General features: G+C 61.1%; 19 protein-coding genes and 1 pseudogene. 5 read left to right on the top strand and 15 right to left on the bottom strand.

Annotation, left to right across the window (positions count from 1 at the left end; all coding sequences use genetic code 11):
* The first annotated feature begins 20 nt into the window (after positions 1-20).
* The 4 genes from HYG82_RS32790 (at position 21) to HYG82_RS32775 (ending at position 2,958) form a co-directional block, all read left to right on the top strand.
* Complete coding sequence (locus tag HYG82_RS32790) at positions 21-572, top strand: hypothetical protein (RefSeq protein ID WP_179261245.1); 552 nt, start codon at positions 21-23, stop codon at positions 570-572.
* A 113-nt stretch (positions 573-685) separates the two neighbouring features.
* Entirely contained in the window at positions 686-1,918 is a 1,233-nt protein-coding gene (gene pan2 / locus HYG82_RS32785) for a proteasome-activating nucleotidase Pan2 (RefSeq protein WP_179261244.1), read from the top strand.
* A 105-nt stretch (positions 1,919-2,023) separates the two neighbouring features.
* Positions 2,024-2,503, top strand: coding sequence for a pyruvoyl-dependent arginine decarboxylase (locus HYG82_RS32780; protein WP_179261243.1), 480 nt, complete (start codon positions 2,024-2,026; stop codon positions 2,501-2,503).
* Between the two features lie 59 nt (positions 2,504-2,562).
* Positions 2,563-2,958 (top strand): DUF5811 family protein, encoded by a 396-nt coding sequence (locus HYG82_RS32775; RefSeq protein ID WP_179261242.1) that lies wholly within the window; start codon positions 2,563-2,565, stop codon positions 2,956-2,958.
* A gap of 128 nt (positions 2,959-3,086) precedes the next feature.
* Here the strand turns inward: HYG82_RS32775 and HYG82_RS32770 are convergent, their stop codons facing one another.
* From HYG82_RS32770 to ahaH, 13 genes and pseudogenes are all read right to left on the bottom strand, one after another.
* Positions 3,087-3,527: a DUF6276 family protein gene (locus HYG82_RS32770; RefSeq protein WP_179261241.1), complete on the bottom strand. Its 441-nt coding sequence runs from the start codon at positions 3,525-3,527 to the stop codon at positions 3,087-3,089.
* A 112-nt stretch (positions 3,528-3,639) separates the two neighbouring features.
* On the bottom strand, positions 3,640-4,356 hold the full coding sequence (locus HYG82_RS32765) for a V-type ATP synthase subunit D (RefSeq protein ID WP_179261240.1): 717 nt from the start codon (positions 4,354-4,356) through the stop codon (positions 3,640-3,642).
* Positions 4,357-4,515: 159 nt separating this feature from the next.
* On the bottom strand, positions 4,516-6,264 hold the full coding sequence (locus HYG82_RS32760) for an alkaline phosphatase D family protein (protein ID WP_179261239.1): 1,749 nt from the start codon (positions 6,262-6,264) through the stop codon (positions 4,516-4,518).
* Between the two features lie 235 nt (positions 6,265-6,499).
* Positions 6,500-6,648, bottom strand: a pseudogene (locus tag HYG82_RS44485) (zinc ribbon domain-containing protein); the annotation flags it as partial.
* 432 nt (positions 6,649-7,080) lie between these two features.
* Entirely contained in the window at positions 7,081-8,694 is a 1,614-nt protein-coding gene (locus HYG82_RS32750) for a long-chain-fatty-acid--CoA ligase (RefSeq protein ID WP_179261238.1), read from the bottom strand.
* Positions 8,695-8,984: 290 nt separating this feature from the next.
* A complete protein-coding gene (locus HYG82_RS32745; protein WP_179261237.1) occupies positions 8,985-10,403 on the bottom strand; it encodes an ATP synthase subunit B in 1,419 nt (472 codons plus the stop codon).
* A gap of 2 nt (positions 10,404-10,405) precedes the next feature.
* Positions 10,406-12,169: an ATP synthase subunit A gene (locus HYG82_RS32740; protein ID WP_179261236.1), complete on the bottom strand. Its 1,764-nt coding sequence runs from the start codon at positions 12,167-12,169 to the stop codon at positions 10,406-10,408.
* 4 nt (positions 12,170-12,173) lie between these two features.
* Complete coding sequence (locus tag HYG82_RS32735) at positions 12,174-12,506, bottom strand: V-type ATP synthase subunit F (RefSeq protein ID WP_179261235.1); 333 nt, start codon at positions 12,504-12,506, stop codon at positions 12,174-12,176.
* Positions 12,503-13,555: a V-type ATP synthase subunit C gene (locus HYG82_RS32730; protein ID WP_179261234.1), complete on the bottom strand. Its 1,053-nt coding sequence runs from the start codon at positions 13,553-13,555 to the stop codon at positions 12,503-12,505. The genes HYG82_RS32735 and HYG82_RS32730 overlap by 4 nt, the downstream gene beginning before the upstream one ends.
* Positions 13,552-14,133 carry a V-type ATP synthase subunit E gene (locus HYG82_RS32725; RefSeq protein ID WP_179261233.1) on the bottom strand — a complete coding sequence of 194 codons (582 nt, stop codon included), beginning with the start codon at positions 14,131-14,133 and terminating at the stop codon, positions 13,552-13,554. Before HYG82_RS32725 ends, HYG82_RS32730 begins: the two co-directional genes overlap by 4 nt.
* Before the next feature lie 24 nt (positions 14,134-14,157).
* Entirely contained in the window at positions 14,158-14,400 is a 243-nt protein-coding gene (locus tag HYG82_RS32720) for a hypothetical protein (protein ID WP_425495423.1), read from the bottom strand.
* Positions 14,401-14,625: 225 nt separating this feature from the next.
* A complete protein-coding gene (locus HYG82_RS32715) occupies positions 14,626-16,890 on the bottom strand; it encodes a V-type ATP synthase subunit I (RefSeq protein WP_235217678.1) in 2,265 nt (754 codons plus the stop codon).
* Positions 16,877-17,209 carry an ATP synthase archaeal subunit H gene (gene ahaH, locus HYG82_RS32710; protein ID WP_179261232.1) on the bottom strand — a complete coding sequence of 111 codons (333 nt, stop codon included), beginning with the start codon at positions 17,207-17,209 and terminating at the stop codon, positions 16,877-16,879. Before ahaH ends, HYG82_RS32715 begins: the two co-directional genes overlap by 14 nt.
* A gap of 157 nt (positions 17,210-17,366) precedes the next feature.
* Here ahaH and HYG82_RS32705 point away from each other — a divergent pair, with 157 nt between their 5' ends.
* Positions 17,367-17,990, top strand: a complete 624-nt coding sequence (locus tag HYG82_RS32705; RefSeq protein WP_179261231.1) for a methyltransferase domain-containing protein — start codon at positions 17,367-17,369, stop codon at positions 17,988-17,990.
* Positions 17,991-18,035: 45 nt separating this feature from the next.
* Here HYG82_RS32705 and HYG82_RS32700 read toward each other — a convergent pair whose 3' ends face one another.
* Both HYG82_RS32700 and HYG82_RS32695 read right to left on the bottom strand, forming a co-directional pair.
* Positions 18,036-18,542 carry a type IV pilin domain-containing protein gene (locus tag HYG82_RS32700; protein ID WP_179261230.1) on the bottom strand — a complete coding sequence of 169 codons (507 nt, stop codon included), beginning with the start codon at positions 18,540-18,542 and terminating at the stop codon, positions 18,036-18,038.
* 113 nt (positions 18,543-18,655) lie between these two features.
* The gene (locus HYG82_RS32695) at positions 18,656-19,879 is read right to left on the bottom strand and encodes a DUF7096 domain-containing protein (RefSeq protein ID WP_179261229.1); all 1,224 of its coding nucleotides are present in this window, start codon (positions 19,877-19,879) and stop codon (positions 18,656-18,658) included.
* Positions 19,880-19,995 lie beyond the last annotated feature (116 nt).

Genomic DNA, 19,995 nt, shown 5'->3' with positions numbered 1-19,995 from the left:
GACAGACTCCATCGCGGTCTATGAGCGCAATCGAGACGACTGGGCTCCCGATCGTGACACTCGTGACCGGACTCGCGACGCTGATCTCTCCGTCCACGCTCTTCGAACGGCTCGGCCTGATCGTCGTTGCTGGCTATCTCACCTGTGTCGCCGTGACGATCACGCCGGCGATCGGAATGGCGTTTCCGCGATTTAGTGGTAACTCGGTCGAACAGCGCCGGGACGTGATTCCACCGCGGATGAGTGCCGTCTTACTCCAGGGGGTCCTCACGATCGGTCCCGGAGCGGCTCTCGCCGGGCTCGTCGTTGCCCCGGAATCGACTCACGCGGTGCTCGTCGGGTCGTTCGTGCTCCTCCCGGCACTGTTGCTCCGATCACTCGCAACGGTGACCGGCGGCGCGTTCGCGACGCTCGCCGAGTGGTCAATGGCTCTCGCGGAACGATTGGCGGCGGTCGATCTCATCCACCTCCAACTCCTCGGCTGTAGTGCGTTGTTGCTTGGTGGTGCGCTCATCCCGACAGTATCGTACCGTCACGCTATCGCCCGATTCGACCGTCACACTGTCGACTGAGCGCGCAGTCGATATCGACTCGTCCAAGACGCCAGAGTACGAACGTGACAATCAAAAACCATCCGGGACCCAAAGGCACATTTACTATCGATATCTTAACGGCGTATATCAGGATGTCTCGAAGCCCGTCTATTCCCGACCGACCTCACCGCGATATAGACTCAGATCTCCCCGACGACGAGCGGCTCGAGGCGCTTCGCGGGCACTACGAAGACCTCGTCGAGGTCAACGAGCAGTTGACTGCCCAGCTCGATGACGCAGAGAAACGCCGCCAGCGCCTTCGGGAGAAAGTCGATCGCGTCGAACGAGAAAACGAATCGCTGAAGAGTTCCTCGCTTTACATCGCCACCGTCGAGGACGTCCTCGACGACGACGAGGTCATCGTCAAGCAACACGGTAACAACCAGGAGGTGCTGACCGAAGTCTCCTCCCGGATGGTCGACCGCGTCGAACCTGGTGACCGCGTCGCCGTCAACGATTCCTTTGCGATTCAGACGGTGCTGAACGCTGAGACCGACGCGCGCGCGCAGTCAATGGAAATCACCGAGAAGCCGGGAGTTACCTACGCGGACATCGGCGGTATCGACGAGCAAGTTCGCGAAGTTCGCGAGGCCGTCGAGCAACCGCTCGCCGAACCCGAACTGTTCGACGAAGTTGGAATCGACCCGCCCAGCGGTGTCCTCCTCTACGGGCCGCCGGGGACGGGCAAGACGATGCTCGCGAAAGCCGTCGCCAACGAGACCGATGCGACGTTCATCAAAATGGCCGGGTCCGAACTCGTCCGCAAATTCATCGGCGAGGGATCTCGCCTCGTTCGCGATCTCTTCGAGATGGCCCGTGAACGCGAACCCGCTATCATCTTCATCGACGAGATCGACGCCATCGCCACACGCCGGACCGAGTCGAAGACCTCCGGCGATGCCGAGGTTCAGCGGACGATGATGCAACTACTCTCCGAGATGGACGGCTTCGAAGCCCGCGGCGAGATTCGTATCATCGCCGCGACCAACCGATTCGACATGCTCGACCGTGCGATCCTCCGTCCCGGCCGGTTCGACCGTCTCATCGACGTCCCCGAACCCGACTGCGACGGCCGCGAACAGATCCTCGAGATCCACACCCGCGGAATGAGCGTTTCCGACGATGTCGACTTCGCCGAGCTGGCCGCCGATACCGACGGTTACTCCGGCGCAGATATCGAGAGCCTCGCTACCGAAGCCGGCATGTTTGCCATCCGCAACGACCGCGATACGGTCACACATAGCGACTTCGCCGAAGCGTTAGAGAAGATCGAAAACGACGACTCGAGCGACGTAATCTCGTCTGCGGGTTACTTCTATCAATAACTACGTTCCTCCGTCGTTTGAGCCACCGGAGATGTCTCTTGGTCTCCCTCTTTTAGGTTCGCTTCGGATCGCAACGCCTTACGCTGCCCATCCCCCAGTACGAGTATGAGCACGATTCGAGTCGTCTGGGGGTCGTCGTCGGGTCCCACGGCGATGGCTTCCTACGACGCCGCCCTCGCCGAAGCCGGTGTCGAGAACTATAACCTCGTCCCGGTCTCCTCGGTGATCCCGGCGGCGGCCGCTGTCGAGGCCGTCGGCACCGCACCGGACCTCGGTCCCGCCGGTGAGCGATTGACGGTCGTCGAGGCGCGAGCGACCACTGCCGGTCCAGGCCGAGTGAGCGCTGCGCTTGCCTGGTCCCAGTCCGCCGACGGGGGGCCGGGGTTGTTCTACGAGACCGCCGGCGAGATGGATCGCGCCGACGTCGAACGGCGAGTTCGCGAGGGACTGGCCGCCGGACAGGAACTTCGCGACTGGACCTTTGGGGACCCGCGAGTCGCCGTCGAGAGTCGACAGGCCGATTCGGGTCGGTACACGACGGCCGTCGTCCTGGCAGTGTACGGCGACAGCGACCCGATCCTGTAGATTGTCCGAAGGCGAACCCTTTTCACCCGGCGGCCCATTGATACGGGCACACACTTCTCATGAACGGAAATACGCCGTACGCAGGTCTACCGGGCGAAACTGGGGCAGGACAGCGTGCCGCGGCGGACGTTCCGGACCTCTCGAGTGCGCAGAGGCGACTGCTTCACCGCGACGTCTCGCGGATCGCCGCCCGTACGAGAGAGTACCTCCCGAACGAATATATCGTCGACGCCGACGTCTCGACCAGTTTGACCGGCCCGCAAGTCACCGTTGCAGTTCGCCCGCCGGTCGGCCACCCGGTCAGTGCCGGCTTCACACCAGACCTGGACGAAGCGGCGGCGGAAGAGGTCATCACCGCGGACGAACGCGATGAGGTCGCCCGAGGCCTGGCCGCAAGCGCCGCTTTGCAAGTCAAACAGGCCGTCAGTGATAACGTTCGGCCGACCGGAAAATAGCTACCGTCGTTTTCTCCACTTGATCCGTCGTCCCCTTCGAGCGATCAACTCTCAGTACCTCGATACCGACTCGTCTTCGTCATGATTGCAGTTGAGACTGGCCCATAGTCCGACGATAGTGCGAGGGGTCAGTACAACAGTTGCTCGAGCTGATGTTGCCGTCGATCGAGATCGATCACCGGATCGACCGACGGATCGTCGCTGAGGCGATCAAAGACGAGCAACGGGTCCGTTCCGGTGCGTTCGACCTCCTTGAGCAACAACTCGATTGCGGTACGGTTCGTCGCAAGTGACGAACACAGTCCGATTGCGAGTATCATCGGTATCGCACGCTCTGGGTGTGCCGGAAACGCATCGCTGATCCGTGTGAAGTCGGGCGAATTTCCCGTGGTCGCGTCCTCACTCGCAGCGATGCCTTTCTCCGAGACCGAGTCCGGATTCGGGGCAGGTTCGAGGGACAGACAATGCGGGCAGACCGTAGCGAACGCTGCCTCCGATGGCGAGTACTTGCGGTACTCGTCGGGAAGGGAGAACAAAATCGTCGACGTACCGCATTCGGAACAGTTCATACGTGTCCTCAGCTGTGGATGCGACAATTCTCGGCTGTGGCCGCGACAGTTCTCGGCTGTGGCCGCGACAGTTCTCGGCTGTGGCCGCGATAGTCCTCGACGGACGGTCGGCTCAGTCGTCGTCCGCAGTCGCTTGCTCCAGTTCCGTTTCGTCTTCGGACTCGGGCTCCGTTTCGTCCGCGGTTTCTCGCGCTTCCTTCTCCTCAGCTTCCTTTTTCTCCTTGATCTTCTTCAGTCGGAACGTCTCCTCGCGCTCCTGTTCCTCGAGTTTCTGCTCGATGTACTCCTGGTTCTCGTAGAGTTCCGGCAGGAGCTTGAATTCGAGGGCGTTGACCCGACGTTTGGTCGTCTCGATCTCTCGGAGCATCTTCTTCATCGCCGTTTCGACCTCGGCGGCGAGGATGATGCTCTGCAGCAGATCTTCGTAGGCCTCCGCGGCCTCGTCGATTCGGGCAGAGGTGCCCATAATCCCGTACCCGCGCTGGTCGAGGCTCTTGGTGACCCGCGAGGATTCGATCTGCGGGACGACGACGCCCATGATGTTCTTCGATTCGGTCGTGATTTCGGGGTGTTCTTCGAGTGCGGCCGCGGCACCGCGGACCGCGACGTCGCCCTCCATCGCCCGGGCCATGTTGATCTTCTGCTGGGCCGCTTCGTAGTCGTCAGCGAGGTTGCCACGGACGTCCTGGGCTTTGTCCAGAATGTCCATGAACTCCATGATCAGCCCGTCACGTTTCTTCTCGAGCGTGCCGTGTCCCCGCTCGGAGAGCTCGATGCGATCTTCGATCGCCATCAAGTTCTTGCGGGTGGGCTTGACGTCGTTGGCCATCTTGTGGGGGGATAGCGGCCGCAGTCGGATAACTGTTTACAGTTTTCGTTGGCCGCTCCACGTTTCATCCTCGCTCGCAGGCGTTCGATCCGTGTTCCGTCAGACTCTCGGAGACGGTCCGGTACCGAACACGGAGGTCGGAACCGAATTTAGCCGTCCCTATCGGTCCGATCGCGTGTCGCGTTCGTAGAGTGCGGTACTGCCGTCTGGGCTGCTATACTGAACGAGCTTCGTCCGTTCTGCATCTCGAGAGTTCGTCTCTTTGTCGACTTCGTACACGGTGAAGGTGCACTCGTCTCGGGAAAACTCGACGACGGCGTAGCCGTGTCGGTGGAAGTTACTGAACTCCAGCTGCTCGTTTTCTTTTTCAGCGAGGTGTGCGAGCGCTTCCTCGTCCCAGTCGCCGGGGAAGTCGACGACGTCGGCAGCGTTGACGCTCGTCACCGAGGGGGTCATGAGTTCGATACCGACGCGTTCGTCGGTCTGGTTCCGGTCGATTTCGCCGTACCCGCTTTTCACGTATCCGGCCAGCGAGGCGTGGAGGTCGCCGGTCAGCGCGACGAAGTTCTGCGGATCCGCATCGGCGACGTGTTGCATGAGCTCCTTCCGCTCATGTTGGAACCCGTCCCAGGAGTCGAGGAACAATTCGACCTGATTCGATCCGTCGCCGATCGTCAGCGGCATCGTCAGCACCTCGTTTGCCCAGACCGTCCAGATCGCGTCCGACTCGCTGACCCAGCGTTTGAAGTCTCGTTTCTGCTCGCTCCCGAGCATCGTCCGTCCCTGCGCCTCCTCGTCCGTGCAGAAGATCCGCCGTCCGTCTTCGCAGGGTGGGCCGTCGCGATAGAGACGTTCGTCGGTAACCGCCAGATCCAGGAGGTCTCCGAATCGGACAGTTCGCCATAACTCGAGTTGATCGTGGAGTGTCGATTCACTTCCGTCGAATTCGACGCGGACCGGCGTGTATTCGATCCAGGCCTGAATGCCGTTCGCGGTAAACTCCGTCGCGACGCTCGGCTGCCCACCACCGTTTTTGTCCGGGAGGACGGGGGCACCCGTCTCGTAGTTCCAGTATCGGTTGTTGCCGACCTCGTGATCGTCCCAGCCGTATACGAACGTATGTCGTTCCAGCCCGTCTTGCAGCAGTTCGTCCCGCTTATAGGTTCGATAGAGCGTCCGGAAATCGGCCAGCGACTCCGCCAGCGGTTCACCGCTGGGGAGATCGAAGTCACGCCCATCCGCGATACCCGCGTTCGGCGCGGTGTAGGATCCGTCGGCGGATTCGTACACGAAATCGCCGAGGTGCACGACGAAATCGACGTCTTCCGCCGCGACGTGGTGGTACGCTCCGTAGTACCCGTTCTGATAGTCCTGACAGGTCAGTACCGCAACGGACAGGGAGTCTGGGCTTTCGTCCGGAGCTGGGAGCGTTCGGCAGCGGCCGGTTCGCGTCGCGACTCCGTCGTAGATGAACCGATAAAAGTAGAATCGATTCGACTCGAGCCGTCCGTCGAGGTCGACCGAGACCGTGTTGTCGTGAGCGCTCGAGATCCGCTCGGCCGGAACGGTTCCCTCGTAGACGATGGCTTCGAATTCGTCGTCCGCCGCGACCTGAACGCCCATCGGACGGTCGCTATCTGCCGCTTCGGTGGAGAGACGAGTCCAGAGAATAACGCCGCTCTCCGTCGGTCCGCCGCTCGCTACTGACTGTGGAAACGTCTCGTTCGGATCGACCGTCTCGTCGAATTCGAAGACGCTCCGGTCCGAGACGCTCCGCGCTTCGACCGGGTGAACGATGTCGCGTTGACCGAGTACCGCGGCGAGTCCGCCCGTAACGGAACCGATGCTGAGTTTCTCGAGGACATCGCGTCTGTTCGTTCCGCGTCGTGTCGTGCCCTGGTCGGACATACGACAGCACTCGGAAGACACAGCAAAGATTTATTATATTTGTACAAAATTCAACTACCATATATACTGGATAGATACAGTCGTCTATATACGAACGTCAGTCGATCGTCCGAGACTTCGGTATCGAATTTGCAGTTTGCGTCGATCCCCAGATTACCTGTCAACGTCAGTGATGCTGCCGTGGACGTACTCGGCCATCGCTGGCGTTCGACGCTCGCTCGAGCGGTCGTCCCTGGCCCAAGTACAGATCGACCATGTTGCCCGACAACTGGCCTTTATAGAGTTCCGAGTAGCCGCAATTCGCACATCTCACGACCATGAAATTCCGGTTCTGAACGTCGAACTCCTTCGACAGACCGTTCCTCTCGTCGAAATTTCGTCGATTTCCGTTTCCGTGTGGTCGCACTTCGGTCAGCCGGGATCACTTCTGCTCATATCATATCGTCATCGACGGAAAGCAAGATACGTATGCGTCGTCTCTCGGGTGATCGACAAGCGATGGCCAGCGTGCTCGTCGTCGTGGCGCTCGTATCGCTCCTGTCCCGTACGACCTCTGGCTGGCGATCGGCCGGGACACGTCGAATACGACGGAACCCGATTGTGCGGTAGCCGAATAATTCGCCGAAGAGGGCGGTGGATAAAGCCGCACCCGCTCGATTTCAATGGTGATCGCTCGCGTGTCTGCGGTGGGTGACGCGGATTCGACGGGGATAGCCCGCAGTCTCAAACTACCGAGATCCGTGGCGGGGAAGGCCGGTGGGGGATTCTGAATCGACGACCCCCTACCGAGTTCGCCCCGTCGTGCTCGGGGTGTCCTTACCCCTGTCCGACCATTCGCTCTTCGTCTTCCCACTCGTCCTGACGGAGTTCGTACTTCTGGACTTTTCCCGTCGCGGTCGTCGGCAGTTCCTCGACGAACTCGACCCGGTGGACGACCTTGTAGCCCGCCAACTTCTCTCGCGTAAACGCCTCGAGGTCACCTTCGGCCACGCCCGGGTCGTCGGGATTGCCGCTTGCCGGGACGACGAACGCCTTCGGCGTTTCCCCCCACTCGTCGCTCGGGGCCGGGATCACCGCCACGTCTGACACCTCCGGGTGATCGAACAGCGCGTCCTCGAGTTCGATGCTCGAGATGTTTTCGCCGCCCGAGATGATGATGTCTTTCTTTCGGTCCTGGATGGCGATCATGCCGCGTTCGTCGATCGTCGCGAGGTCGCCCGTGTGGTAGTAGCCCTCGATGCGGTCGGAAAACGCTTCCTCGGTCTCCTCGGGCTTCTCCCAGTACTTTTCCATGATCTGGTTGCCGCGGACGACGACCTCGCCGAGCGTCTCGTCGTCGCGGGGAACGTCGGTGCCATCTTCGTCGACGACACGGATTTCGGTTCCAAGATAGGAAAGCCCCTGCCGTTTTTTGATTCGGAATCGGTCGTCGCTGTCGTCGTTGAAATGTCGGCGAGCGTCGGAGGTGGTGATCAGCGGCCCCGTTTCGGTCGCGCCGTAGACGTGTTTCAGGTACCAGCCGAATTCGTCTTCGACGGTGCGGATGGTCGCTTCCGGCGGTGCGCTGCCGGCAGTCGCGAGCCGAACGCTCCTATCGCCGGTCGTCTCCGGTTCGTTCTCCTCGTAGTAATTGACCAGCATGTTCAACACCGTCGGTGCGCCGCACATGTACGAGACGTCCTCCGATCGCACTGCGTCGAATATTTCTCCGGCATCGATCCCGCGCGTGCAGACGTGTTTCGCGCCGATTCCGGTCACCGCGAAGATGTGTCCCCAGCCGTTCGCGTGGAACATCGGAAGCGTCCACAGGTAGACGTCGTCGTCGGTGATCTCCTGATGGCCGACCAGCAGGTACGCGTGGATCGTTTCACACCGGTGGGTGCGACAGACCCCCTTCGGATCGCCCGTCGTCCCCGAGGTGTAGTTGATCGTGATGATCTCATCTTCGCTCATCACCGGCCGGTCGTACTCGGTCCCCGCATCCTCGAGGACGGCGTCGAAACTCTCCCATTCTCCGTCTACTTCGGTAGTATCATTCGTGACGAATGTCTCCGTCGGCACCTCGTCACGGATCGCCTCGATCTTCTCGGCGTACTCGTAGTCCGCGTAGATCGCATCCACGCCCGCGTCAGACAGGATGTACTCGAAGTCGTCGGGAGTCAATCGGTAGTTCAGCGGCGTGTGAATCGCACCGAGTTGCATGATTCCGTACGCCGCCTCGAGGTGGTAGTGGGTGTTCGGGTCGAGGACGGCGACGCGGTCGCCTTTCTCGATGCCGCGTTGCTGAAGCGCCGCCGAGAACCGATCGGCGCGTTCGCCGAGTTCCTCGTAGGTGAACCGTTCGCCTGTCGTTGCCACGACCGCCTCGTCGTCGCCGTAGTGGGTCCGCGCCCGGTCCAAGAACTCCGGCACGAGCAGTGGTTTGTGCATGCGTACCACACTTGGCGGGCGGGACATACGATGGTTTTCATCAGTCCCACGCAGAGAATGTCTCCGAAACTGATAATTTGGAACGAATTCAGATAGTATGGACTTCATCGCACCTGAGTTCGGAGGCGAGAATATGAGTTCCAGTCTCGTGGCTGAGTGTCTTCTTCTCGCAGAAGCGTCGGTATCGGAATCGTATTTCGTCCTTCGACGAAGATGGTAGGTAGCGCATCTGTTACTCCCCATCTGATCGGGTCATCTAACGAAATACGGGCAAGAAAAGATCGCCTTCTTCAGTCGTCGGCAGTCGCTTCGACCGCCTCGCCTTCTTCTTCGCGGTAGTGCTCTTCGATGAGGTCCTCGTCGATCCGGTTGAGCTCCGTCTTCGGCAGCGCCGACAGCAGATCCCAGCCGACCTCGAGCGTTTCGTCGATCGAGCGGTTGGTGTCGTAGCCCTGCTGGACGAACTCGGTCTCGAAGCGGTCGGCGAAGTCGAGGAACTTGTTGTCGCGTTCGGACAGCGCCTCGCGGCCGACGATGTTCACGAGGTCGCGCAGGTCCTCACCCTCGGCGTAGGCGGCGTACATCTGGTCGGAGACGTCGCCGTGGTCTTCGCGAGTCAGGCCCTCGCCGATCCCGTCGTCCATCAGCCGGGAGAGGCTGGGCAGGACGTTGATCGGGGGTTCGATCCCCTGACTGTTCAGGTCCCGGTCCATCATGATCTGGCCTTCGGTGATGTACCCGGTCAGGTCCGGAATCGGGTGGGTGTCGTCGTCGCCGGGCATCGTCAGGATCGGAATCTGCGTGACCGATCCCTCCTTGCCCTCGATTCGACCCGCGCGCTCGTAGAGCTGCGCCAGGTCGGTGTACATGTATCCGGGGTAGCCACGGCGGCCCGGGACCTCCTCGCGTGCGGCACCGATCTCTCGCAGCGCCTCACAGTAGTTGGTCATGTCCGTCAGGATGACCAGCACGTGGTAGTCCTCCTCGAAGGCCAGATACTCGGCCGTGGTCAGGGCGAGTCGCGGGGTGACCTGTCGCTCGACTGCGGGGTCGTCCGCGAGGTTCATGAAGACGACCGAGCGCTCGAGTGCGCCGGTGCGCTCGAAGTCGTCCATGAACTCGTTTGCCTCCTCTGCGGTGATGCCCATCGCGCCGAAGATAACTGCGAACTCGGAGCCTTCGCCTTCGCCCTCTTCCTCTTCGGGAACGGTCGCCTGTCGGGCGATCTGTAGTGCGAGTTCGTTGTGGGGAAGCCCCGATCCGGAGAAGATCGGCAGCTTCTGGCCCCGGACCAGCGTGTTCATGCCGTCGATGGCGGAGACGCCGGTCTGGATGAACTCCTCGGGGTATTCACGCGAGAAGGGGTTGATCGCTTCGCCGACGATGTCGCGGCGTTCGTCGGGAACGATTTCCGGGCCGCCGTCGATTGGATTCCCGGACCCGTCAAGCACCCGTCCGAGCAGGTCCTCGGTGACGGGCATCTTCATCGTCTCGCCCAGGAAGCGAACGGAGGCGTTGCGGTCGATCCCGCCAGTGCCTTCGAACACCTGGATCGAGACGATTCCCTCGCTCGATTCCAGTACCTGTCCGCGCAGGGTGTCGCCCTGTGGTGTCTCGATCTCGACGATCTCGTCGTATCCGACAGGTTCGTCGACCTCGGCGAACACCAGCGGACCGCTGATTTCCGTGATAGTCTGGTACTCTTTCATTGTTAGTACAGTGCGCGCAGTTGCGTTTCGAGGTCGCTTTCGATCTCGTCGATGAACTCGTTCCACTCCTCGGCGGTGCCCATCCGGTTGAGCCGCGGCGCCGCGTCGACGTCCTGAATCTCTTCGACCGGGACGCCGGCGTCGAGCGCTTCGAACGCCTCGTCGTTGAACGTCTGGATCGCCTGGAGCATCCGGTAGGTCTTTTCGGGTTCGCAGTAGGTGTCGACGTCGTGGAGTGCGTTTTGCTGGAGCCAGGCTTCACGCAGGTAGCGTGCGACCTCGAGCGTGAGCTGCTGGTCTTCCGGCAGCGCGTCCTTGCCGACGAGTTGGACGATCTCCTGTAGTTCGTCTTCCTCGTCCAAGACGTCGACGGCCCACTGGCGAACCTCTGGCCAGTCACTCTCGACGTTTTCCTCCCACCACGGATCGAGCTGGTCCTTGTACAGCGAGTAGGACTCGTTCCAGTTGATCGCCGGGAAGTGCCGACGCTCCGCAAGGTCGGCGTCCAGCGCCCAGAAGGTCTTGACGATGCGCAGCGTGTTCTGGGTGACGGGTTCGGAGAAGTCACCGCCCGGCGGCGACACAGCGCCGACGACCGAAATCGATCCTTCGCCGCCGTTGATCAGCTGGAACTTGCCGGCGCGCTCGTAGAACTCCGAAAGCGCGGCTGCCAGATATGCGGGGTATCCTTCTTCGCCGGGCATCTCCTCGAGTCGGCTCGAAATCTCCCGCATGGCCTCCGCCCATCGCGAGGTTGAGTCGGCCATCAGTGCGACGTCGTAGCCCATGTCACGGTAGTACTCCGCGATCGTGATTCCCGTGTAAATACAGGATTCGCGGGCGGCAACGGGCATGTTCGACGTGTTTGCGATGAGGCACGTCCGGGCCATCAGCGGGTTCCCGGTCTGCGGGTCGGGCAGTTCCGGGAAGTCCTCGATGACCTCGGTCATCTCGTTACCGCGCTCGCCACAGCCGATGTAGACGACGATGTCCGCGTCGGACCACTTGGCGAGTTGCTGCTGGGTGACGGTCTTCCCCGAGCCGAACGGGCCGGGAATCGCCGCCGTCCCGCCTTTCGCAAGCGGGAACAGACCGTCCTGAATTCGCTGACCCGTCACCAGCGGCTCGGTCGGCGTCTCCTTATCGCCAGCGGGTCGGGCCTCGCGGACCGGCCACTCCTGGTGCATCTGGATTTCTTCGCCGTTCGAGAGTTCGACGACGGTCTCCTCGACCGTGAACTCGCCGCTCTCGACGCTGGTCACCTCGCCGCCCTCGTAGTCCGGCGGCACCATGACCTTGTGGTCGATGGTGATGGTTTCCTCGACCGTCCCGACGACATCGCCGGGTTCGACGGTGTCGCCTTCCTCGACCTCGGGGGTAAACTCCCACAGCTTCTCGAGGTCGATCCCGGGGGCGTCGACCCCGCGGTCGAGAAACGCCGTCCCCATCTTCTCTTCTAAGACGTCGAGCGGCCGCTGGACGCCGTCGTAGATGGAGTCCAGCATGCCCGGTCCGAGGTCGACGCTCAGGGGCTCGCCCGTGTTCTGGACGGGTTCGCCCGGGCCGACGCCGGACGTTTCTTCGTAGACCTGAATCGTGGTCAGGTTCCCTTCGATCTCGATGACCTCGCCCATCAGTCCTTCGTCGCCGACGTAGACGACGTCGTTCATCCGGGCGTCGAGGTCCGTGGCGGTCACGACGGGACCGCTCACGCTTTCGATTACACCGTCTTCGTCGACGGATTCGATGTCTTCTGCCTGGCTCATAGTATTACTCGCTTTCGTCTTCGTCCATCAGGTCGATACCGATCGCACGTTTGATCTGGTCGCGCAGTCCGCCGCCACCCGTTCCGCTGCCGATGGTGACGACGACCGGTTCGACGCTCGTTTCGACCTCCTGGCGAACGTTGCGCGACAGGTACTCGAGGTCGTCGTCGTGCATGACGACGATCCCGACGTCCTCGTCTTCGAGGGCCGCTGTCGCTGCGTCGTCTAGTTGTTCTTCTTTCTCGTCGTCCGGGACGTTTTCGAACCGTCTCACTCCCGCGAGGCGGAAGCCGGTCGTAAACTCCGGGCTGCCGACGACTGCGATTTCCTGGCTCATAGGATCACCAGCTCCTCTTCGATCTCGCTTTCGCTGAGTCCGACCTCGCGTCCCCGCGCGATTGCACGGATGTTCTCTACCTCGCGCTCTTTCGCGAGGATGTACGAGAGAACGGGGGTAATGGTAGTCGGATAGATGCTCGAGAGCGTGTCCGCGTACTCGAGCAACGCAGCGTCTAGTGCGTGTTCGAACTGTATAAGGCTGTCAGCATCACGAAGGCGCTCCAGTGCCTCCGACAGTCGGTCGCCGTAACGTTTGTTTTCTGCGATGTGGTCGACGAGTTCGTCGTAGTGACCGACAAGTCGATTCAACTCGGACTCGTCGAACAGGACGCCACCGTCGATGTAGTAGGCTGCGGGGTCGAGATCGGAACCACTTCTTGCGAGTCGCAAGGCATTTCGCGCGTTTCGAAAGTCGATCTCGGTTTGCAGGAACTCGACGTACGTGGCTTCCGGCCCCTCCTGTGGTCGGCCGAGGTCCTCGAGCAAGTTCTCGTAGAACGCTCGGTCCAACGCATTTTCGAGTGGGACGAGCGTCCCGACAGCTTCGAACTCCTCGTAGGCGTCCGCGAGCGGCGCTTCGAAGATCGTGCCGCCGAGGATTTCGATCACGTCCTCGATCGAGTCGACTTCGACCAGCCGGTCGATCGTCCGATCGTCGAGTTCGCCGGCTCGGATGAGGTCCGTCCGGATCGCTTCGGAATCCGAATCCGTGTAGATCCCGCGGATGATCGTCTTTACGTTCCAAACGTCGAACTTGCGGAGGTAGCGCGCGATGAGGTCGTAGAGACGGCCCTCCGCCCAGTCCAGCAGGTCGTCGAAGTGCTTCGCGAGGTTGCGGTTCAGCGCGTACTCGATCAGGTCGACGCCCGAAAACCGCGTTCCGAGTTCGTTGATCTCGCGTTCGTACTCCGTTTCCTCCATGAACCGCGCGATCTCGCTCGGCCCCATCCGGATCAGCTTGCGGTAGTCCTCGTCCGCCAACATCGCCGCCTGACGCGAGCGAACGCGAGCGTTCACGTATTCCGGATTCGAGGCACCTGAACTCATTGCTCGAAGAGTCGATTGCTGATATCCCGGAGGTTGTCTTCCCACACGTCCTCGAGTACGGTGTCGAACGTGTTGTTGATACGGACGCGGGACTGTTCGCTTTCGGCGACGATGCCGCCGAGACAGTCGTACTCACCAGCGTACTCGTAACCGTCGTAGTCGGCGAGGATCGAGTCGATCAATTCCTCGTCGTCGCCGCGGCCGTAGACGTTGACGTCGTCGCCCTCATCGAACTCCTCCGTCGCCGCCTCAAGCAGGTCGCGGGTGAGCGCTTCGCGGGTGTCCCCCTCGAGTGCTGCGAGTTCGTCTTCGACCGCCTCGTGGACTTCCCCGAGTACGTCTCGGCGTGCCTCCAGGCGCTTTTGTTTCGCCTCCAGCTTCGCACTGGAGAGTCGCTGTTCGCGCAGTTGCTCGATTTCGCGATCGACCGCCGCTTCGGCGTCTGCGACGATATCTTCTGCATCCTCCTGGGCGGCCGATTCGATCTCTTCGGCGCGCGTTTCGCCCTCGGCACGGATATTCTCCGCACGCGCGTGAGCCTCTTCTCGAATGTCCTCAACGACTGTATCCAGACTCATTGTAGGAAAGTTCGATAGGACGCTTTAGACGAAGAGCGCGACCAGTGCGAAGATCACGAGCGTCTCGGGCAGGACCGTCAGCAGAATCCCGATACCCGGGGAGATGGAGTCCTCGGCGAGTGCGCCGACGACGGAGGCCCCGATCCCTCGCTCCGCATAACCCGCGCCGATTGCCGCGAGACCGATGCCGATCGCTGCAGCCGGCCCCTGTTCGAGGATCACGAGCGGTGCGGCGGTTTCAGCGAGACTGTTCAGCGCGAGTCCGATCTGGGGTAGAGTTTCGATTGTCATGATTGAGTTTTCCTTTGTGGTTTTGCAACCGGACAGGTGGTACTACTCCCCAGCGTCTTCTTAAAACTTCCCAAACCAAATTGCCGATTTTGCCGGCCTAACCGTTGATACGTGGCGTCCGAAGGTATTATCCTTTCGATTCGAACGAGAAAATATGCAGGAGGATAACAATCGTGGCAGTAACAGGATCGGCGGACGAGGTCAGTTCTCGTCGTCGGACCGAATTCCGCCGAAGGGTTCGAATACCCGTCCGCCGCCTTCGTAGAACTTGTTGAAGAACTCGACGTACTCGAGACGGATTCCCTGTAGACCGGCGCTTGTAATCCCCAGCAGGAGGACGACGATGTGGCCGAGAACGAGGATGAATACGCCCAGGATGGCCATCCCGATGCCGCCGTGGAGCAAGCCGCCGAACATGACCTCGGTCACTTCGTGACCGTGGTAGGTGCCCTTCTCGAGCATTTCCTGCGGGGCGTGGCTGGTTCCGAAGTGCCACTCCGCGTGTTCGCCTTCGCCGACGACGTACACCCCGAAGAACAGCATGTTGACGACGAACGCCATGCCCGCCTTCGCGAGGATCACCGCTGCGATCCGGAGGTACGAGAGGACGTCACCGAGGACGTTGAAGCTCTCGAGGCCCCCGATGATTATCCCGAGCACACCGTAGTGTTTGACTTCTCCGTAGATCATCGTCACGAGCCCGATGCCCGCAAGCGGGAGTCCGACCATGATGCCGACCTCCGTGGCGAAGCCGGTAAAGCCGAATTCGTACGCGGCTTCCGAACCGGTGCCGAATGAGGTAAACAGGAAGTCAGGCTTGACGCCCTCAGCGTGGCGGCTGAGGATCCAGACCCAGACGCCGATCATGAGCAGCGCCCACGAACCGTTCTCGAGGTACGCATCGGTGACGCCGTGATCGAGATCGTTGATGAATCCGAAGATGTACCCGACGGTAAGATGAGCCAGTCCAAGGAGGACACTCACCAGTAGCCACGTCTGACCGTACTTTGCGTACACGGGCTGGAGTCCCTTGTGCAGCGGCGGACTGCCGTCGAAGAGAATCTCTCCCAGCACGTGCAATCCGAAGATTTCGCCGTACAGGATGCCAAACAGCATCGTGAATCCGCCGGCCCAGATGCCGATCGCACCCAGGCTCCGAACGATGTCCTCGTCGAAGCGGCTGTACAGCGTGTATCCGGCGATCGTGTACAATATTCCGTAGCCGAGGTCACCCAGCATGAACCCGTAGAACGCCGGAAACGTCAACAGCAGGACGACTGTTGGGTCGAGTTCGCTATATCTGGGTCGGTCGATCAACCGCAGCAGAAACTCGAACGGCTTGGCGGGGCCGACGTTGTCCTGAATGACCGGCGGTTCGTCCACCATCGTCACGACGCCGGTGCTGCCGGCGGTCGTGCCGCCGTCGGCGGCAACTTCCTGCGTGGCGACTTCCCGCTCTTCCTCGTCGGTCGCCTCGTCCGGCCCGCCGGGACCGCCGTGGTCGACCTCTTCCGTGCGCGTCGGATATCCCTCGTCGTTGTAATCCGCCCGGACGAGTTCCTCGATCTCGAGGCTGTCGCCGACGGCGTCGTTCAGGGCCGCGACGAGGCGGTCGTACTCTTCGGTTGGGAGCCATCCCTCCGCGACGAACGCGTGATCGGTCGTCGCGAACTGCAGCGGGGCTTCCGCCTGCTGGACCTCGACCGTCAGCTCTTGTTCGGCTCCCAGGAGGAACGGGCCCTCCGCTCGCCTGATCTCTTCGAGTTCCGCGTCGATGTCGTCGAGCTGGGACTCGAGGTCACGCTTTCGACTCTCGAGGTCCGATACGTAGTCGGTCGGGCTCTGGTCCGTCTCGGGTATCTCATGGCGCGTAAATTCGACGCCGACCAGCGCCTCGTCGATCGAGTTTTCGTCGCCGTCTTCGGCGGGTGCGGCCACGATAGCCACGACATCGCCGCCGGTGAACGTCTCGTACGCCCGAACGTCGTCGGACGTGTCCAGGGCTGTCTCTACCTCATCGAGCGAGCCCTCACCGACGAGAACGTCGACCGTCTCGTATCCCGACAGCAGATCCAGATCGATGCCCAGTTCCGCGAAGGGAGCGATGCCATCGATCTTCTCGTTGATCTGACGCAGCTCGTCGTTGATCTCCGTCCGTCTGTCGTCGAGCTCGTTTATTCGCGTGCGGATCTCCTCGAGTCGCTGTTCCCACCCTTCTTCGAGCGCCTTCGGTTCGGCTTCATCAGCCGATAGATCGAGGGTGCTTTCGAGGGCGCGGACGGTCACCAGCTTCTCGGAGGATTCGTCAGCTCTTCCGATCGGGTTCCCGTTGTCGAACGCGTCCCAGGACCCGTCGTAGTCCGAGAGGTGGACCAGACCCAGTTCGTGAATCGTCTCGATGACCGTGGGCATCACGCCCTTGGAGCCGGTCACCGAGACCTTGCTCATTCGCTCAGGTCTGAGCATGAACGTCCTCCTGGAACAGTTCGACGACGTGGTCGGTCACCTCGTCGACCCGACTCCGGGCGCGCTCGGCGAGTGCTTCGCGCTCCCGTTCGCCATCTTCGAGGACCTGCTCACATTCCCGGTCGATCTCCTCGCGAGCCTCCTCCAGGCGGCGCTCCTTCAACTCTCTGGCCTCCTGTTCCGCTTCCGTGCGAATCTCCTCGGCACGTTCCCGGGCCTCGGCTATCCGCTCGTCGCGGTCGTTTTCTGCCTGTGCGACGATCTCGTCGGCCTCGTCCTCCGCCGACTTAATTCGTTCGAGAACCTCTGGCCTCGGCATACTCTAAGCAGTCGGATGTTTGCCAGAGCGCGTATATGGTAGTTGCGAAAGTGACTCGGCACGAACCGGTGCCACGCCTGCAGTAATACCGACTTACTCCTCCCGTACAGCACCGAGAACAGCAGACATATGCTGATCCGACCGAAACTCCTTGTCAATGGGACTTCTCGAGAACAAGGCGCGGGCCCGACTGTTCTACAAGTACCTCTCGCGAGTCTACGACCGGGTAAACCCCTTCGTCTGGACTGAAGAGATGCGCACTGAGGCGCTCTCTTTGCTCGAGTTCGAAGACGAGATGACCATCCTTGACCTCGGCTGTGGCACTGGCTTTGCGACCGAAGGATTGCTCGATCACGTCGACGAGGTCTACGCGCTCGATCAAAGTAAACACCAACTCGCACAGGCGTACGAGAAGTTCGGCAAACGCGCCCCGCCGGTCCACTTCCATCGCGGCGACGCCGAACGGCTCCCGTTCGCGACCGATACTTTCGACGTCGTCTGGTCGTCGGGCTCGATCGAGTACTGGCCAACCCCGATTCTGGCACTCCGAGAAATCCGCCGCGTCCTCAAACCGGGTGGTCAGGTACTCGTCGTCGGGCCGAACTATCCAGATAACCCGATTTCCCAGCGCCTCGCCGATGCGATCATGCTCTTTTACGACGAGTACGAGGCCGATCGAATGTTCAAAACAGCTGGGTTCGAGGACGTGAAACACGCGTTTATGGGCCCCTCGTACGACCCCGACGTCGCCATCACGACGATCGGCCGCGCGCCTGCATAGGCTAAGCGCTGGCGTATCAGCGAAATGATCGTCGCGTTCGTGGTATCAGGTCGCCGTCGTCTCGAGCTTTGCTAGTTGTCGATCATCGACGACAAGCGAGACAGTGACCGAATCGCCGGCCGTAAGTTCCGGACTGTTCGTCTTTGCGATGGAAACGCCAGCGTGCTCACCCGCCGTCCACTCGGAATCTGCTTTTGCGTTGAACGGGCCGTCCGGCGCCCCATCGAATCCGGTCGCGCCGACGAACGGAACCGGCGGTTGTCGCGTCAGTGCCGTGTTGTTGACTGATATCGTCATCGACAATCTCTCGACATCGATGGGATCGCCAGCAACGTGTTCGATCACAATTGCCGACCGATTCGCATCGACCGAGAGCTGAAAAGCTGCGGTTGGATCCGACGACGCAAGCGACCACGCGTCGAGTCCAACGGCGATGACGACTGCCAGACAGACTGTGAGCGCGACCAGCACGAGTACGCCGACGACGTGACTGACCCCACGGGTTTCGTTCGCTCGTGATCGACACCTGTCGCGTATTCGTCCCGGTTTCACGACCCGGTCTGGCTGCGCTCTCCCGTATAAACGTTTGTTACCTTCCCCACAGCGAGCGGTCGCTCGTCGGCACGTGTCGACAGTGTCCCGCCTGAACCCCTACCGGACTGCGACTAGCGCGACACCGTTGCGTTAACCACACCGTTTGCCGTTTTCGCCTCGAGTTTGTGTTTCCCGATCAGCGGAGCGACCCACAGCGTTCCGTCTTCGCCGGTGTTGCCGACCTCGACGCCGTCGAAGGTGATGGTTGCGCTAACGGGCTCGCCAGTTTCCTGATCGGTCACGGTTACTTCGACCGGCCCGTTCGCTGGTGTCCGGTTCATCGTCATGTTGAGTCCGTCACCCGTCCACGGTCCGAGGTACTCACTCGGGAGCGACGGCGCGATGAGTTCCTGGACCTCGCGGTGGACCTCACCCGACCCGGCGTCGAGGTAAATTTCGAGCCGGCCCTGACTGTGACCGATTTCGGTCCAGTAGTGATCGGGGCTGTTGTCCTGGAAATGCGGAGACCCGTGTTCGTCTGCCCACGGATAGAGTTCTATCGTTCGCTCGAACGCTTCGAGATCCTCGAACTGGTCGGACGCCGTTTCGTTCCGATTATCGAACCGAGTCGTCTCGACGATGTAATTACTCCCCTTCATCATCGAGATACTGTATCCCGACTGTGATGTCGAGACGATCACGTTTTGATTCCGCCCGCTGTTTGGCGTCTTCGATAGCCAATCGAGTTGCGTCCGAAGGGACGTTCGGTGGAAGCTAAAAATGTTCTTGTCGACTCGAGTTTGTCGGGAGGGGAGTGAATAGCCGGGGATTCGGTCCGCTTTGGCATCCAGTTCGTCGAGTCGTTCCGAAAGCACCGCAGCTTCGTTGTGATTCCGAAGTAGCGTCTGAAGCAGTTGTGCTGTCGACCGGTCGCCGTCTGCGTGTTCCGTGACCGCGTTTCGTTCGCGGCGCTCGAGCCGGTCTGCTTGTTGTTTGAGTCGTTCATACGCTGCCTGAACCATCGCTGCTCGTTCCTCCGGAGTCGCGCGGGTGAATTCCTCCTCGACGAGGGCGTACTGTCCGTGGTCGATTCGGAGTTCGTCGTCTGCGCTTGCGAGTACCATTCCGAGATCAGGCCGATACTCGGTATACTCGCTTCGGATGTCTCCGTTGAGGTGGAGTCGGTTCGTCGTGTTGGCGACGTCAGTCTGCGTCAGTCGAGGCGGGATCTGGTTTCGGGAAGTCTCGACTGACTGTTCGTCCGTTCCCCTGGTTGGCGCCGCTGCACCGACGGTCGCTGCGGGCACAGAGAGGACGAGAAGTAACGCGAGGAGGGCGGGGGCCGCGTTGTTCATCGAACCACCGTTTGTACTCCTGATACAAAAACTGGTCGTCTGACGATGATATCCGTGAGCCCCTTCATTTTAGGCATGTTCACGGTTTCTGAGACGGCACACAGCCGTCGGTTACG

The sequence above is a fragment of the Natrinema halophilum genome (assembly GCF_013402815.2).
Classification (GTDB): Archaea; Halobacteriota; Halobacteria; order Halobacteriales; family Natrialbaceae; genus Natrinema; species Natrinema halophilum.
This window is presented reverse-complemented; position numbering and strand designations above follow the sequence as displayed.

Excerpts from the sequence above, each read along its gene's own strand:
- HYG82_RS32790 (WP_179261245.1), top strand. The coding sequence starts at position 21 with ATGAGCGCAATCGAGACGACTGGGCTCCCGATCGTGACACTCGTGACC.
- pan2 (WP_179261244.1), top strand. The coding sequence starts at position 686 with ATGTCTCGAAGCCCGTCTATTCCCGACCGACCTCACCGCGATATAGAC.
- HYG82_RS32780 (WP_179261243.1), top strand. The coding sequence starts at position 2,024 with ATGAGCACGATTCGAGTCGTCTGGGGGTCGTCGTCGGGTCCCACGGCG.
- HYG82_RS32775 (WP_179261242.1), top strand. The coding sequence starts at position 2,563 with ATGAACGGAAATACGCCGTACGCAGGTCTACCGGGCGAAACTGGGGCA.
- HYG82_RS32770 (WP_179261241.1), bottom strand. The coding sequence starts at position 3,527 with ATGAACTGTTCCGAATGCGGTACGTCGACGATTTTGTTCTCCCTTCCC.
- HYG82_RS32765 (WP_179261240.1), bottom strand. The coding sequence starts at position 4,356 with ATGGCCAACGACGTCAAGCCCACCCGCAAGAACTTGATGGCGATCGAA.
- HYG82_RS32760 (WP_179261239.1), bottom strand. The coding sequence starts at position 6,264 with ATGTCCGACCAGGGCACGACACGACGCGGAACGAACAGACGCGATGTC.
- HYG82_RS32750 (WP_179261238.1), bottom strand. The coding sequence starts at position 8,694 with ATGCACAAACCACTGCTCGTGCCGGAGTTCTTGGACCGGGCGCGGACC.
- HYG82_RS32745 (WP_179261237.1), bottom strand. The coding sequence starts at position 10,403 with ATGAAAGAGTACCAGACTATCACGGAAATCAGCGGTCCGCTGGTGTTC.
- HYG82_RS32740 (WP_179261236.1), bottom strand. The coding sequence starts at position 12,169 with ATGAGCCAGGCAGAAGACATCGAATCCGTCGACGAAGACGGTGTAATC.
- HYG82_RS32735 (WP_179261235.1), bottom strand. The coding sequence starts at position 12,506 with ATGAGCCAGGAAATCGCAGTCGTCGGCAGCCCGGAGTTTACGACCGGC.
- HYG82_RS32730 (WP_179261234.1), bottom strand. The coding sequence starts at position 13,555 with ATGAGTTCAGGTGCCTCGAATCCGGAATACGTGAACGCTCGCGTTCGC.
- HYG82_RS32725 (WP_179261233.1), bottom strand. The coding sequence starts at position 14,133 with ATGAGTCTGGATACAGTCGTTGAGGACATTCGAGAAGAGGCTCACGCG.
- HYG82_RS32715 (WP_235217678.1), bottom strand. The coding sequence starts at position 16,890 with ATGCTCAGACCTGAGCGAATGAGCAAGGTCTCGGTGACCGGCTCCAAG.
- ahaH (WP_179261232.1), bottom strand. The coding sequence starts at position 17,209 with ATGCCGAGGCCAGAGGTTCTCGAACGAATTAAGTCGGCGGAGGACGAG.
- HYG82_RS32705 (WP_179261231.1), top strand. The coding sequence starts at position 17,367 with ATGGGACTTCTCGAGAACAAGGCGCGGGCCCGACTGTTCTACAAGTAC.
- HYG82_RS32695 (WP_179261229.1), bottom strand. The coding sequence starts at position 19,879 with ATGAACAACGCGGCCCCCGCCCTCCTCGCGTTACTTCTCGTCCTCTCT.